Source organism: Blautia sp. MSK.18.38 (assembly GCF_024460535.1).
Lineage (GTDB): Bacteria > Bacillota > Clostridia > Lachnospirales > Lachnospiraceae > Blautia_A > Blautia_A fusiformis.
The window spans coordinates 1-13,499 of sequence record NZ_JANFYP010000045.1; the positions used below are offsets into that span (position 1 = coordinate 1).

Annotated in this window: 11 protein-coding genes, 1 tRNA gene and 1 pseudogene; 2 read left to right on the plus strand and 11 right to left on the minus strand. The window is 44.0% G+C overall.

The window, feature by feature from the left end:
• Positions 1-99 precede the first annotated feature (99 nt).
• The 7 genes from NE638_RS16940 to fba all read right to left on the minus strand — a co-directional run bounded on the left by NE638_RS16940 (position 100) and on the right by fba (position 9,364).
• Positions 100-1,797 (minus strand): extracellular solute-binding protein, encoded by a 1,698-nt coding sequence (locus tag NE638_RS16940; RefSeq protein WP_059085413.1) that lies wholly within the window; start codon positions 1,795-1,797, stop codon positions 100-102.
• On the minus strand, positions 1,787-3,490 hold the full coding sequence (locus NE638_RS16945) for a sensor histidine kinase (RefSeq protein WP_021650824.1): 1,704 nt from the start codon (positions 3,488-3,490) through the stop codon (positions 1,787-1,789). The genes NE638_RS16940 and NE638_RS16945 overlap by 11 nt, the downstream gene beginning before the upstream one ends.
• A complete protein-coding gene (locus tag NE638_RS16950; RefSeq protein WP_059085412.1) occupies positions 3,465-5,003 on the minus strand; it encodes a response regulator transcription factor in 1,539 nt (512 codons plus the stop codon). The genes NE638_RS16945 and NE638_RS16950 overlap by 26 nt, the downstream gene beginning before the upstream one ends.
• A gap of 89 nt (positions 5,004-5,092) precedes the next feature.
• Complete coding sequence (locus NE638_RS16955) at positions 5,093-5,929, minus strand: carbohydrate ABC transporter permease (protein WP_059085411.1); 837 nt, start codon at positions 5,927-5,929, stop codon at positions 5,093-5,095.
• Positions 5,929-6,777: a carbohydrate ABC transporter permease gene (locus NE638_RS16960; RefSeq protein ID WP_110104281.1), complete on the minus strand. Its 849-nt coding sequence runs from the start codon at positions 6,775-6,777 to the stop codon at positions 5,929-5,931. Before NE638_RS16960 ends, NE638_RS16955 begins: the two co-directional genes overlap by 1 nt.
• Before the next feature lie 118 nt (positions 6,778-6,895).
• Complete coding sequence (locus NE638_RS16965; RefSeq protein WP_021650828.1) at positions 6,896-8,224, minus strand: ABC transporter substrate-binding protein; 1,329 nt, start codon at positions 8,222-8,224, stop codon at positions 6,896-6,898.
• A 276-nt stretch (positions 8,225-8,500) separates the two neighbouring features.
• A complete protein-coding gene (gene fba / locus NE638_RS16970; RefSeq protein WP_015527136.1) occupies positions 8,501-9,364 on the minus strand; it encodes a class II fructose-1,6-bisphosphate aldolase in 864 nt (287 codons plus the stop codon).
• A 194-nt stretch (positions 9,365-9,558) separates the two neighbouring features.
• On the opposite strand from fba, the gene NE638_RS16975 reads away from it, so the two are divergent.
• A tRNA-Tyr gene (locus tag NE638_RS16975) sits at positions 9,559-9,640 on the plus strand.
• An 891-nt stretch (positions 9,641-10,531) separates the two neighbouring features.
• On the opposite strand, the pseudogene NE638_RS18320 reads toward NE638_RS16975, so the two are convergent.
• Together NE638_RS18320 and NE638_RS16985 are read right to left on the minus strand one after the other, a co-directional pair.
• Positions 10,532-10,810, minus strand: a pseudogene (locus NE638_RS18320) (NAD(P)-dependent oxidoreductase); the annotation flags it as partial.
• Positions 10,741-11,130: a hypothetical protein gene (locus tag NE638_RS16985; protein ID WP_334298096.1), complete on the minus strand. Its 390-nt coding sequence runs from the start codon at positions 11,128-11,130 to the stop codon at positions 10,741-10,743. The gene NE638_RS16985 and the pseudogene NE638_RS18320, both read right to left, overlap by 70 nt.
• A gap of 114 nt (positions 11,131-11,244) precedes the next feature.
• Here NE638_RS16985 and NE638_RS16990 point away from each other — a divergent pair, with 114 nt between their 5' ends.
• On the plus strand, positions 11,245-12,168 hold the full coding sequence (locus tag NE638_RS16990) for a LysR family transcriptional regulator (RefSeq protein ID WP_015527133.1): 924 nt from the start codon (positions 11,245-11,247) through the stop codon (positions 12,166-12,168).
• A 277-nt stretch (positions 12,169-12,445) separates the two neighbouring features.
• On the opposite strand, the gene NE638_RS16995 is transcribed toward NE638_RS16990, so the two are convergent.
• A complete protein-coding gene (locus NE638_RS16995) occupies positions 12,446-12,613 on the minus strand; it encodes a tyrosine-type recombinase/integrase (protein ID WP_110925739.1) in 168 nt (55 codons plus the stop codon).
• Between the two features lie 175 nt (positions 12,614-12,788).
• The gene (locus NE638_RS17000; protein ID WP_021650832.1) at positions 12,789-13,061 is read right to left on the minus strand and encodes a hypothetical protein; all 273 of its coding nucleotides are present in this window, start codon (positions 13,059-13,061) and stop codon (positions 12,789-12,791) included.
• Positions 13,062-13,499 lie beyond the last annotated feature (438 nt).

Below are 13,499 nucleotides of genomic sequence, written 5' to 3' on the forward strand. Positions count from 1 at the left end.
ATGCTTTTAGCCGTCTCACGGAGCCCTAGTAGTATCCCCCGACGGAGTCCCTGCCTGGAGCGATGCCACCTTCCTCTAGCGTCCCTCTATACATCCGCCTCACGAGTCCACAAGCCCTTCCCGGACCCGCTCCGTAAGACTGTCTCCACCCTTACGATACCAATCTTCCACAAAAGAGTCAAAAGAACTCACAGGCATCCTCCCCATAATGATCTGGATAAATGCGTTCTTCTCCAGCAAACGCAAAGTCTGAGGAATCTCCCCGTCACCATCCCCCAGATACTTCTTCTCCGGAGCACGGTAATTCGCATCCACCAGAAGCCCCACCGCCGAGATCCTGGACTTATACGCCGCCCAGGCCTCTACCGAAGGCACCTCCGCCTCAAGATACTCCTTACACGCATCAAAATAAGACGCCTCAATGGCACTGAGATCCTCCCTGGTCTTCTCATCGCCCGGACTGTAAAGAACCTCACGGATATGCTTTGTCACTATATAAGTAGCCTCATTATAATCCACATTGATCATTAGCGGACGCGCCGTAGGATCCACATTCAAGGCAAAATAAGTGTTCATCTCATCCGCATCCTCTGCCTCATATCTGGAATGGTCAAACAACACACTCAAAATCTTCATTGCAATCTCCGGATGCTCATACCCTTTACGCACAACTACATATTTATTATCTCGAAACGTAGAGTATACCTCCACAGTCCGCTTTACATCCGCAGTCAGATAATACGGTTCCCAGTCTGCCTCTTTATTCTTCCGATACTCATCCATAAGAGGATTATTCGGAGTCCACCAGAGCCCGAAAAACGCTCCGCATTTTCCATTCACCACAAGATCACGGATATTATTCTGTGCACGTAAAGCAAAATCCGAATCAAGTATTCCCTGCCTGTAAAGCTCTCTGAGATACCCCAGAGCCTCCTTTGTCTCCTCCGTCAGCGATCCATAGACAATTTCTCCATCTGCATTTTCAATCCACTGCTGCGGATATGCCCCGAACTTTTCAAACACAGAGTCCACCGAATAGCTGGTGCTGACCGTGCCCACAAGTCCCGGATCACAGACAAGTCCCACAGGATCTTCACCATCCTCTGCGCCCATCCGGTTTTCCTGAAACGCACGGATCACTGAAAAAGCCTCTTCCAGTGTCTTCGGTTCTTTCAGTCCCAGCTGCTCCATCCAGTCACGTCTCAGCCATAAAAGCTGCGCCCCATCATCAATGGCAGTCTCCGGAAGTGCATACAGTTTTCCGTCAAAAGTCCCAGATGCCAAAAGTTCCTCTCCATAGCTCTCATACATTTCCTTTATTTTATCGGAAGCGCAGCTTTTGTATACTTCCGTCAGATCCTCGATAAGATCATTTTCAACCAGTTCTTCCAGAGTTTCCCTGTCCGACACCAGAAAAATATCCGGAAGATTCCGATCTTTGACCAGGATGTTCAGGGCTTCGTCATACCGCTCCTCACTCTCCATAAAAACATTCTTATTCTGAATATTCAGTGTTTTTTTCAGATACCGGGTATATGCATTGTCCTCATAATTCTGCCCGTCCGGAAGATTAGAATTATTAGCCCCTTTCATCTGTCCCAGAGTATAAGTTACAAGCTCCGGATATTTCCCCAGAGGCGTGGTTTCTGCCTGTTCCCAGCTCTTACTGTTCTTTTCGGACAGAACATCTATATCTGTTTTTTCCATTTCTGCAGTTCCTAAAGAACACCCCGTCAAAAGTGCCAGGCTCAGTATCGTACTCAGAAATACCACTGTTTTTCCCAGACTAAGTCTCATCTTTTTTTACCTCTTTCGGGATCCTCATATCAACGCTTGTCCCCTCACCTACCTTGCTCAGGATCCGGATGGCATATTTTTCTCCATATAAAATGCACATACGGTCATTGACATTTTTAAGGCCATAGCCTTTTGCCTGATATGTGAGCAGCTTTTCTGCCTGCTCCTGCTCCATCCCTATTCCGTTATCTTCAACCCGGATCACTACATCTCCATTCTCTTCAAAGAAATAAAGTTTCAGAAGCTTTTCCCCTTCCTCCTTCACATCCAGGCCATGCTCCAGAGCATTCTCAACGATGGGCTGCAGGGCAAGCTTCGGAACCAACTCCTGCTGCACAGACGGATCGATATTCCACTCCACCTTAAAATCATTGTCATGCATGATCAGCTGGATTTCCAGATAAGCTTCGATATTCCGAATACAGGTTTCCACAGTCACCATATCTGCTCCCTTACTGAGCGCTGTCCGGTAAAATGTAGATAATGCCAGTGTCACACGGCTGATCTCCTTCTGACGGCTCTTAATCGCCATCCAGTTTATAATAGAAAGAGAATTATAAAGAAAATGGGGATTGATCTGGGCAGTCAACGCTTTCAGTTCAAATTCCTTCAGAGCGATCTTATTTTCATACACTTCTTCGATCAGTCGATTAATTTCATCCATCATATGGTGAAAGCTTCTCACCAGCTGTCCTACCTCATCTCCAGAATCACTGTAAACCGTAACTTCACGGCTTCCCTGGTTCACCTGTTCCATATTTCTGGTAAGCTGCTCAATCTTTCTGGTAAACAGCTTAGAAAACGTCATTCCAAGCACAATGATGATCACAACACAGAAGCCGATCAGTGGGATCTCACTGATCAATACTTTTGAAACCGAGCTCTCGATCACAGCCGGAGGTTTGTAAAAATAATAGGTCCATCTTGTTTCATGTCCGCTGCTGCTGACATAGGTATATTCTTCCCTCAGACGATCCAGCTTTTTTGCGGTTTCTTTCTGTGCTGAAATATCACTGGCCGCCAGATTTTCTCCATGATAGACGATATTTTGCTGATCATCCACCACAAAGCCTCCGGAATTCCGTTCAATAATATTAGCCAGAGGCTGGAATACTTTTCCGTAATCCAACAAAATACAGAGCACAGCCTCCCTGATCTTACCATCATATATTTCCCTGACTGCCGCGATCTGACGATTATCCCGGTCCACGATCCACTGAACCGTCACGGTATTATTTAATTTGTCACTCCACCATTCCCCATCAACCTCTGAAAGCGGAGCCAAGGTATATTCATGGCGCACGGGAATGCTTTCTGCAAAAAGATGTATCCCCAGAATTGCTTCGTGGTAGGATTTCGGCACCGTCAACAGCGGATCCACAACTTCCGTATACTGTTCATATGCAGTATAACGATCCATATCTTTGTTGAAGATCACCTCCTGGATTTCAGGAGAATAGGTAAGATAATTCAAAAGGCTGGCATAAATTTCGATCTGCCCGTCAATGTTTTCTCTGGTCTGCTCCAAAATGGAGTACATATCCTCCATCTCATTTTTCCGTACAAGACTACTCATACGACTGTGACTATACAGTGCCAACACAGTCATCGGCACCAGGGATACCACCACAAGAAGATTTGTCAGCTTGTACCGGTATTTCATATTATTATACTTCTTCAGAAGACTCTTCATCCTCATTGTTTCCTTTCCGATAGGACTCCGGGCTGCTTCCGTAATATTCCCGGAAGCTCCGGCAGAAATACGAAGAATTGGCAAATCCTACCTGCTCGCTGACCATGGCTACTTTCATGTTGGTAGTTCGTAGAAGCTCCTTGGCCTTTTCCATGCGGAACACACGGATAAAACGATTCAGGTTCATCCCCGTCTCCTTCTTGAAAATAAAGCTGAGATAGCCGGAAGAAAGATATACTTTTTCTGCCAATGTTTCCAGATTCAGATCTTCCGCATAGTGATTGTAAATATAATTTTTGACTGCTGCCACCTCATCTCTGGATTCGCTCATGGAACGGTCCAGGAACTCCTCGTACTGGCGGATATTTTTTTCTGTAACCTCAATGATCTCCTGAATGGTAGAACAGCCATACAGATGATCCACCTCCAGATCCAGCCTGTGCTCTCCGGCAAAACGATTCTCCTGAAACAGCTCCCTTATCACATTGGAAAAAACAAATTTCACATACATGGCCGAAAACTGGGTATTGGACTGATATTTGGATGCCAGGCTGCGGAAATGGCTCCACAGCTGCTTCACATCCTTTCTGGAAATATCTTCTGAGATTTTTTCCATAAGCCTGGAATCCTGCTCCTCTTCTCCGGTATTTTTTTCCTCGTCCTCCTCGCTGGTGTAGACATGAATATCCGGATGATAAAATTTTTCTTCCATCTGCTGCTCCAGCTGTTCCATGATTTCCGGCAGTTCCTGATATCCGTCAAAACGCCGGCTTACAGCCAGATGAAAGCGAACAGGATGAAGGCGCTTCAGAAGATTATAGACATTTTTTGCCACAAGGACATAATCACAGTACACATCCTTAAAAAGAAGCAAAGACTGACGGCCATTAAGATTCAAATAGAAGAAAGAACGGCGAAGCTCTTCCCGGATCTCAAGGGGAACCTCATCACTGGCAGAATCAAAAAAAGCTTCATCCGATTCAATAAGAATTGCACAGTGCCACTGCTCCCAGACAGAAAAATCCACAATTCCTTCCGCTTCCTTCAGACGCTCCTGATCTCCGGAATAAATGTAGCCCAACAGAAAATACTGCTGAAGAAAGCTCTTTTCTTTTATGGACTGCTGCTCTTTATTTTTCCGGGATGCGATCTCCTTCTGGATCTTCTGTATGGTGTCATGAAAGCGGTCCGGATCCACCGGTTTCAGTACATAATCCGTCACACCATAGCGGATCGCCTCCTGAGCAAAAGCAAAATCTCCATAACCGCTGAAAATGATAATTTCCAGATCCGGATATTCCTCTCTTGCTTTTTTTGAAAGCTCCAGACCATCCATATGCGGCATTTTGATATCTGTCAGCATCAGATCCACCGGATGCTTTCTCAGCTCATTTAATGCCAGCTTGCCATTAGCCGCCTCATAAATCTCCCACTCTCCCTCCTCCATAGACAGAAGAAAGCGGATTCCGTCACGTTCCAGTTTTTCATCATCTACCACCAAAACTCTGTACATTCCTCACCTCGCCAAATATGGCCTGATCCACGTAAAAGCACGCAGAGCAGGCCGTTTTTCTTTCATTTTAACATTATTCAACTAATTTGTCAGCCCTTAACAGCTCCTGCAACCACACCTTCAATGATATATTTCTGGCATGCAAGATAGAAGGCAATGATCGGAATGATGGAAAGAACAAGAACGCCCATCATCGCTCCCATATCAATGGTTCCGTAACCGCCCTTCAGATACTGGATGGCAATGGAAATGGTTTTATATTTCTTGATATCAAGTACCAGATATGGAAGAAGATAATCATTCCAGATCCACATGGTTTCCAGGATCGCTACAGTTACACAGGTCGGTTTCATAACCGGAAGAACCACTTTAAAAAATGTCTGGATCGGGGTACAGCCATCGATCATGGCAGCTTCCTCGATCTCGATCGGAATGGATTTTACAAAACCGCTGAACATAAATACCGCAAGTCCTGCTCCATATCCAAGATAAATGATGATCAGTCCCCACGGAGTATTCAGTTTCAGGATGTTTGCAATCTTGGAAAGAGTAAACATTACCATCTGGAATGGTACGACCATGGAAAACAGGCACAGCATGTACATGGTTTTTGTCAGCGTGTTGGTAACACGGTTGATATACCAGGCACACATGGAGGTACAGAGCAGAATTACCGCAACAGAAAATACTGTGATAAATAATGTCCATCCAAATGCCTGGAAAAATCCGGTTTTTGCTAGACCATTTACATAGTTTTCCAGACCTACGAACATTTTATCCGTTGGGATCGCAAAGGGATAACGACTGATGTATGCTTTTTTCTTAAAAGAATTAATCAAAACCAGAAGGATCGGGAAAATATAAGCAACAGATACCACACTCAGGATCGCAGTCCACAGACCGCTGAATTTTACTTTTTTATTCATTACTGCTGTACCTCCTTACTTCTTGTGAGACGATTCTGGATCATGGCAATTGCTCCAACCAGGATAAAGAAGATCACGGCCTTCGCCTGTCCTACACCTTCCCATCCGGTACGTCCATAGAAGGTATTGTAAATATTCAGTGCAAGCATTTCTGACATATTGGAAGGCTCACCATTTGTAAGAGCAAGGTTCTGGTCAAAAAGCTTGAAGGAGTTGGTAAGTGTCAGGAAAGTACAGATGGTGATGGACGGCATGACCATAGGAATGATCACATGCTTCAGAAGCTGTCCTTTGTTCGCACCATCGATCTGTGCAGCCTCGATCAGTTCACCCGGGATATTCTGGATACCTGCAATGTAAATGATCATCATATATCCGATCTGCTGCCAGCACATCAGGATCACAAGACCCCAGAATCCGTAAACAGAAGAATATGTAAGTGTTTTATTGATCTGAAGAAGCAGACCGTTTAACAGAAGCTGCCATACATAACCAAGGATGATTCCACCGATCAGGTTTGGCATAAAAAATACAGTACGGAATATATTGGTTCCTTTGATCTTCTTGGTCAGAAGCAACGCAACTGCAAAACCGATCACATTGATCAGAACTACTGATACAACCGTAAATGCGGTGGTGTACCATAATGCATGTCCAAAGGTTCCATCCTCAGTAAAAATCTTCACATAGTTCTGTAATCCCACGAATTTTGCATCCGTTACTGTGGTAAATTTACAGAAGGAAAGATATACGCCCATGATAAAGGGAACGATAAATCCAATGGTAAATGCCAGCAGGGTAGGCAGGACAAAAACCGGAAAATACTTTTTCATCATCTTATTCTGCATGTTTTCTCTTCCTTTCTCCTGAGGATGCATCCTTCCCTACTTTACACATCCTCTCTTCATTAAAAGAGGCAGGCGGAAACCGCCCACCCCTTCGTGATCACGTTTCAGTTATACCTTATCAGCCTTCATTTGCTGCTTTGTACTCTTTTGCCCATCCGTCAACAAATGCAGTTTTCACAGCATCCCACTCGCCGGTACCCTGTGCATACTCAAGCATTGCACTGCCGACCTGGTTTTTCCACTCTTCAGAAGGCATGGTTGTAAAGTTCCATGAAACCGGAGTTTTACCAGCTTTTACATATTCGTCGGCTGCTTTTACAAGCGGATTTGCAGACTCATAATTCTCATCAAAGGTCTTGAATGGTGTTGTAAATCCCATTTCCTGGCTTATAGATTCTCTTCCTTCATCACTTGTGATAACCCAGCTGAGGAAATCAAGAGTTGCCTGGATATCCTTCTCATCTGCTTTTTTGTTTACGCACCAGTAGTTCTCACTGCCTGTGCAAAGTCCCTGGTCCTCTTCACCATCTACACCAATATAGATTGGAAGCATTCCCATATCCTCGTCTGCTACTTCGTTATCTTTGATGTTATCATAAGCCCAGGTTCCATTCTGATAGAACACAGCCTCTCCAAGACCAAATTCAGCATTTGCATCATCGATAGTCTTACTGGAAAGAAGGCTTGGCTCACAGGTAGAATCTGTGATATAAAGGTCAAACAGGTTCTTGAAGTTGTCAAGATAGGTCCCTTTGATCGCATCTGTGGATGTGATTCCGTCTTCTTTGTACTCATAATAGATTGGAAGGTTTGCAAGGTGTGTCTTGAAGCGCCAGTCACTGGAAGAATCAAAGCCTGCGGAAGTAAATGCACCGTCAACTCCAAGGTCATCTTTCTTAGCCTGGATATCATCTGCAACCTTCTTTAATGTCTCAAAATTGTTGATCTCATCTGCAGACTTGATCACAGCGCCATCCATCTCACAGTATTTCTTAAGAAGCGCTTTGTTGTAAATAATTCCATATGTTTCAATTACATAGGCGATACCGTCAACTGCACCGCTGTCCTCCTTCAGTACGAAATCGTCACTCTCCACATTTTTGTAAACATCGCTGTCTTTCAGGTCATAGCAATAATCCTTCCAGGATGCAAGTCCAACCGGTCCGTTAACCTGGAACAGTGTCGGAACCTCATCCTTGGCCATCTCTGATTTCAGAGTAGACTCATAAGTTCCGGAAGCAGCTGTAACAACGGTAACCGGTACACCAGTCTCATCGGTGTATTTCTTTGCCAGGTCTGACCACTGATCTGCCTGCTCCGGTTTAAAATTCAGATAATAAACAGAGCCTTCACTGTCATCCCCTTTTGCCATAGCAGGAACTGCCGGGATCATGGTAGCTGCCATCAAAGCTGCAAGACCAAATGCTGTTGCTTTTTTCATTCTCATAATCGTACCTCTCCTTTACCTTATATGATATTCAATTTGTTTCGCGGATATGCTTAAAACGTCCATTTCGCATATTCCTGACCGATAAGCTTCAAATCAGCTTCTCGATTAACTTGATATTATTGTAAATCGAAGAGGTCATTTTCACTATATAAAAAAATCAAGAAACATGTTGATTTTTTTATATAGTAAAAATATTGATATTTTACCATGAAAAAAGAAGCCGGAACAGGCTTGCTCCCATTCCGGCTTCTTCCATATATTATTTTCGATTCATCATGCTTTATTGACAGATCCGAAAAGCTCCATTTTCTCTTTAACAGTAGCTTTGATCGCTTCTGCTCCAGGTGCAAGAAGCTTACGTGGGTCATATCCTTTACCCTGCTGATCTTTACCCTCTTCAATGTATTTACGTGTAGCTTCAGCAAATGCAAGCTGGCACTCTGTATTTACATTGATCTTGGAAACGCCAAGGCTGATCGCTTTCTTGATCATGTCTGCCGGGATACCTGTACCACCGTGAAGAACAAGCGGCATATCTCCTGTCAGTTTCTGAATAGCATCCAGAGTCTCAAAGCTTAAGCCCTGCCAGTTAGCCGGATATTTTCCGTGAATGTTACCGATACCAGCTGCAAGGAAGTTGATTCCGAGATCTGCAACTCTCTTGCACTCCTCAGGATCAGCGCACTCGCCCATACCAACAACACCATCTTCCTCGCCACCGATGGAACCAACCTCTGCCTCAAGAGACATGTTGTGCTCAGCAACGATCTTAACCAGCTCTTTAGTCTTAGCTACGTTCTCATCGATCGGATAATGAGATCCGTCGAACATAATGGAAGAGAAACCAGCCTCAACACATTTCAGGCATCCATCATAGCTGCCGTGGTCAAGATGAAGAGCAACCGGAACAGTGATGTTCAGCTCTTCCATCATACCGTTAACCATACCTACAACAGTCTTATAACCTGTCATGTATTTACCGGCACCCTCGGAAACACCAAGGATTACAGGAGAGTTGAGCTCCTGAGCTGTCTGAAGGATAGCTTTTGTCCACTCAAGGTTGTTGATGTTGAACTGACCAACTGCATAATGGCCTGCTTTTGCTTTTTTCAGCATTTCTGTTGCGTTTACTAACATGATAAAATCCTCCTAACCTGTATTAGGATACGGAAAAACCGTGTCCTTTATATCCAACCGTACTCATAATAGCAGATTTCCTTTGGTAAGTCCAGTATTTTACCAAAAATGCTGATGCTGTGGGAATTATTATTTTTTTTGAGAAAAAGCTTGCAATTTTATCAAATGTTATGTATAATATATTTGTTGTTCACGGATGGATTCCCGAGTGGCCAAAGGGGGCAGACTGTAAATCTGTTGGCACCGCCTTCGAAGGTTCGAATCCTTCTCCATCCAGCGAATTTAGCTCTTACATCTTTGCGATGTAGGAGCTATTTTTTTGTGCAAAAAGAAAACCGCAAAGGGGCCGCAAAGCCGCGGCCCCTCTGCACACCCCTCGGGCTTTTTTTAAGGAGTTCTTGGTTGTGGATGAGGGGAGGGTGTTGACTTGTGTCTGTATGCTTGGATATTGGATGTGGGACGCTGTGCCGATCTGGTTCCTGTATGCTTCGGTGTTGATTGTGGGACACTGTGCCGATCTAGTTTCTGTATGCTTCGGTGTTGGTTGTGGGACGCTGTGCCGATCTGGTTCCTGTATGCTTCGGTGTTGGATGCGGGGTGCTGTGCCGATTTATTTTTTTGGGGATACGGCCGGCTGCTTTATTGGTTATGGATTGTTTTGAGGCCGTTTTCTGTATGCTTCGGTGTTAGTTGTGGGATGCTGTGCCGATCTGGTTCCTGTATTCTTCGGTGTTGGACGTGGAACGCTGTGCCGATTTATTTTTATATATTGTGTTTTTTGGGCACTGGGCAGAATGTACATTCGCTTCTATTGTCTGCTCTCTGCGGTTGAATTTTCAGCCGGGGATGTGGCAGCGGTATGGGCTGCTGTGGAGGAGGTGTGATACTGCTTAGGCTGCGGGGATCGGCGTTATTGAGACAGGGGCTGCTGTCTGAGCCAGAGGCGAGTTCTGACCCTGTCTCAATGTTTTTAGCCGATTTCCGGAGCCTTAGCAGTATCCGCCGACGGAGCCCTGCCCGTACCGCTGCCACATCCCCGGCGTACGGTTCATTCCATCCACCACACTTCCATCCACCACACAAAGAAAAAGACGGCCACCCCAAAAAACGAGACAGCCGTCCTTTCCTCACACATCATACATAGGAAATCGAAACACCGAAAAAAATCTATTTGTTAACTCTGTTAACCGTATTACCATCCAGAAAAGCCTTGATATTATCAACCGTAATATCCATGATCCTCTGTCTGGAAGCCTGAGCAGCCCAGGAGATATGCGGAGTGATGATGCAGTTTTTAGCCTTGAGAAGCGGATTATCCCCCTTGATCGGCTCAGTAGAAACAACATCAAGACCAGCAGCATAAACCTTCCCACTATTCAGAGCATCTGCCAGATCCTGCTCAACAACAAGCTGACCACGGCTGTTGTTGATAAGGATAACTCTATCCTGCTTCCTTTGTTTGCAAGAACGATAACATCTCCCGGCTGAGCCATATCCAGTGCTTTATGGAACAGAAGGTTATCTCCTGCCGGTGCATTTACTGTAAATGCAGTTCCCAGAAGTCTTGCCTTCGGGTTCAGCGGGAAAATGCTGGAATCTACGGCAGCGATACTTCCACAGTTATCATCAATATTTGCAACTGGAATTCCACGGAAGGCTTCTACTAATTCTTTTGACGGTCTTTCAAAGTTTCGTCTGATCCTACATCCTAATGCCATATGAAAACCTCTCTTCTTTTGATTTTCTTTTTTAATTGTATTTATCATATCATACAAGCTTACTATTGAATAACGAATAATTTCTCTGTATAATATAAATAATTTTTATATTATCAAAGCTTACCCCCCTATAGACAACACCAAAGAAAAGGAGCTGTTCATATGAATCTTGCTGAAATCGAAACCTTTCTCACCATTGTAAATACCAAGAGCATCACCCGTACAGCGGATCTTCTTTTTCTTTCCCAGCCTACTGTCAGCCACCGGCTCACATCTCTGGAGAACGAACTGGGTTTTCCCCTTGTGATCCGTCAGAAAGGCCACAAGCAGGTGGAACTGACTGCCAAGGGAACAGATTTTATCATCCTTGCGGAACGCTGGATGTCTCTCTGGAAGGAAACTATGGAGTTGCAGCGCAATCAGGATTCCCTGCTGCTTACCATCGGCTGTACAGACAGCCTGAACGTAGCTGTTTTCGCACCACTATATGACAGGATCTTAAATGAGCAGACCAAGCTGGACCTGAACATCGAGTCCCATCATTCTTCAGAGCTCTACGGTCTTCTTGGAGAACACAGCATTGATATCGGATTTGTCTACCACAAATTGCATTACAAGAATATCATAACAGAGAAAATCTTCGAAGAAAAACTTTATCTGATACAATCGGATCAGCCAGTGATTCCGGCTCCGGCAATACATACCGATGAGCTGGATCCATCCCTGGAGCTGTTTTTAAGTTGGGATGACAATTATCAGATCTGGCATGACCGCTGGCTTTCCTCCGCTTCCAGGCCTCACATTGCGGCAGATACCATCACACTTTTGGACCGTCTCTGGAAAAAACCGGGAAACTGGATGGTCGCACCACAGTCTGTGATCCTGGAGCTTTCCCATTACCGGCCTCTTTTTATCAGTGAACTGAAAAACACACCGCCAAACCGTGTCTGCTATAAGATCAAGCATAAATATCCAAAGTCCACCAGCAAACGTGCCGTGGAATTCTTCGAAAATGCACTGGAAGACTTTCTTGCAGAATCCACTCCGTCCTTCCCGATCGGGCAGGTATGGGAACGCCAGAAATAAAAAAACGGTAAGCACAAGTCCGTCAGGAAGATTTTCTGCTTTACCGTTTCTTCTTATTATATTATTTATACCAGGATTTTTGATCCACCGCTTTCCGCCACATAAAGCAACAACGGGCTTCGACTTGTTTCATCATATATCAAGAACACTTTGTTTACAAGGATTTTCAGCATTTCCATGAAAAACAATATTTCGTCTGATTGCGTCTATTTTCTTTTATTTGTCACAAAAATTGTCATAAAAGAGCCACGCCCGATAAAGGGAATGGCTCTGATTATTACATTATATTTTCAAGCTTTTTTATTTCATTCTGTACTCTTGCAGCATCTACGTGATTGTATATGTTCATTGTAATGCTTATGTCACTATGTCCCATAATCATTTGTAAAACTTTGATATCTAGGCCAGCTTCTGCACATCTGGTGCAAAACGTATGCCTCAGCATATGTGGATGTGTCAAGTATAGGACAAAAAAATTTTATTTTTTTCTGCCGAAGACTATCTGACGTTTCCATCAGGTAGTCCCAGCACCTTTATTATCTTCTGATAAATCATTCTTGTCCTGCTCAAGTTATCTCTGTTCTGAAAAAATATCGTCAAAATTCCATTCGATTTCAATTTCATCCTGAATCAGAGAAACAGCAGCACCCGTCACTGCAATCAGCCCCACTCTCCAGTTCATACAGGTAAGCCACAAAAGAATACAGATAAAATTCAGATGCGCACTGTTCCATGTACATGTCTGAAAAACAAATCATCACACCTGGCATTACTCGGTAAACCGTCATAACGCCCTCTCCTGTCGCATCATTTAACATAAGAACAGCGCAATTCTCATTCTGAATCACAGGCTTCACATTACTTCCAAGACTTGCAATTTCATTTACATTCAAATTTCTTCTCCTTTCACATAGTGGTATTTCTTTGTATTAGTTTCATCTAACCTTTTTTTCTATTATCTTAACATGAGAATCGAGCATTATCCAGACCTGAACGGACGACAATAATCCATTTAGACAAAAATAAAGTTCCAGACTTATTATCTGAAACTTTATTATAAATCCAGCATCATTGCATTACTTCACACAACGGAAATATACCATAGAACCGTCAACATGGATATCCGTTTCTTTATATAGTTTTTGAAGGATATCTCTCAGCTCTTTCTCCGTCTGAAACGGTGGAGAAAACCACCCTTTCTTTGCAAGAATATTTTTTACCAGCCAATCTGTCCGTTTCGATTTTCCCCTGATTTGACACTCCCCACAGCTAAAGTAGGGGGATTCTTGCTTCTCCCACTACTGCATTGGCAAACACCTTACGGTACTGCA

Coding starts and splice junctions, on each gene's coding strand:
- NE638_RS16940 (WP_059085413.1), bottom strand. CDS start 1,797: ATGAGACTTAGTCTGGGAAAAACAGTGGTATTTCTGAGTACGATACTG.
- NE638_RS16945 (WP_021650824.1), bottom strand. CDS start 3,490: ATGAAGAGTCTTCTGAAGAAGTATAATAATATGAAATACCGGTACAAG.
- NE638_RS16950 (WP_059085412.1), bottom strand. CDS start 5,003: ATGTACAGAGTTTTGGTGGTAGATGATGAAAAACTGGAACGTGACGGA.
- NE638_RS16955 (WP_059085411.1), bottom strand. CDS start 5,929: ATGAATAAAAAAGTAAAATTCAGCGGTCTGTGGACTGCGATCCTGAGT.
- NE638_RS16960 (WP_110104281.1), bottom strand. CDS start 6,777: ATGCAGAATAAGATGATGAAAAAGTATTTTCCGGTTTTTGTCCTGCCT.
- NE638_RS16965 (WP_021650828.1), bottom strand. CDS start 8,224: ATGAGAATGAAAAAAGCAACAGCATTTGGTCTTGCAGCTTTGATGGCA.
- fba (WP_015527136.1), bottom strand. CDS start 9,364: ATGTTAGTAAACGCAACAGAAATGCTGAAAAAAGCAAAAGCAGGCCAT.
- NE638_RS16985 (WP_334298096.1), bottom strand. CDS start 11,130: ATGATAAATACAATTAAAAAAGAAAATCAAAAGAAGAGAGGTTTTCAT.
- NE638_RS16990 (WP_015527133.1), top strand. CDS start 11,245: ATGAATCTTGCTGAAATCGAAACCTTTCTCACCATTGTAAATACCAAG.
- NE638_RS16995 (WP_110925739.1), bottom strand. CDS start 12,613: ATGCTGAGGCATACGTTTTGCACCAGATGTGCAGAAGCTGGCCTAGAT.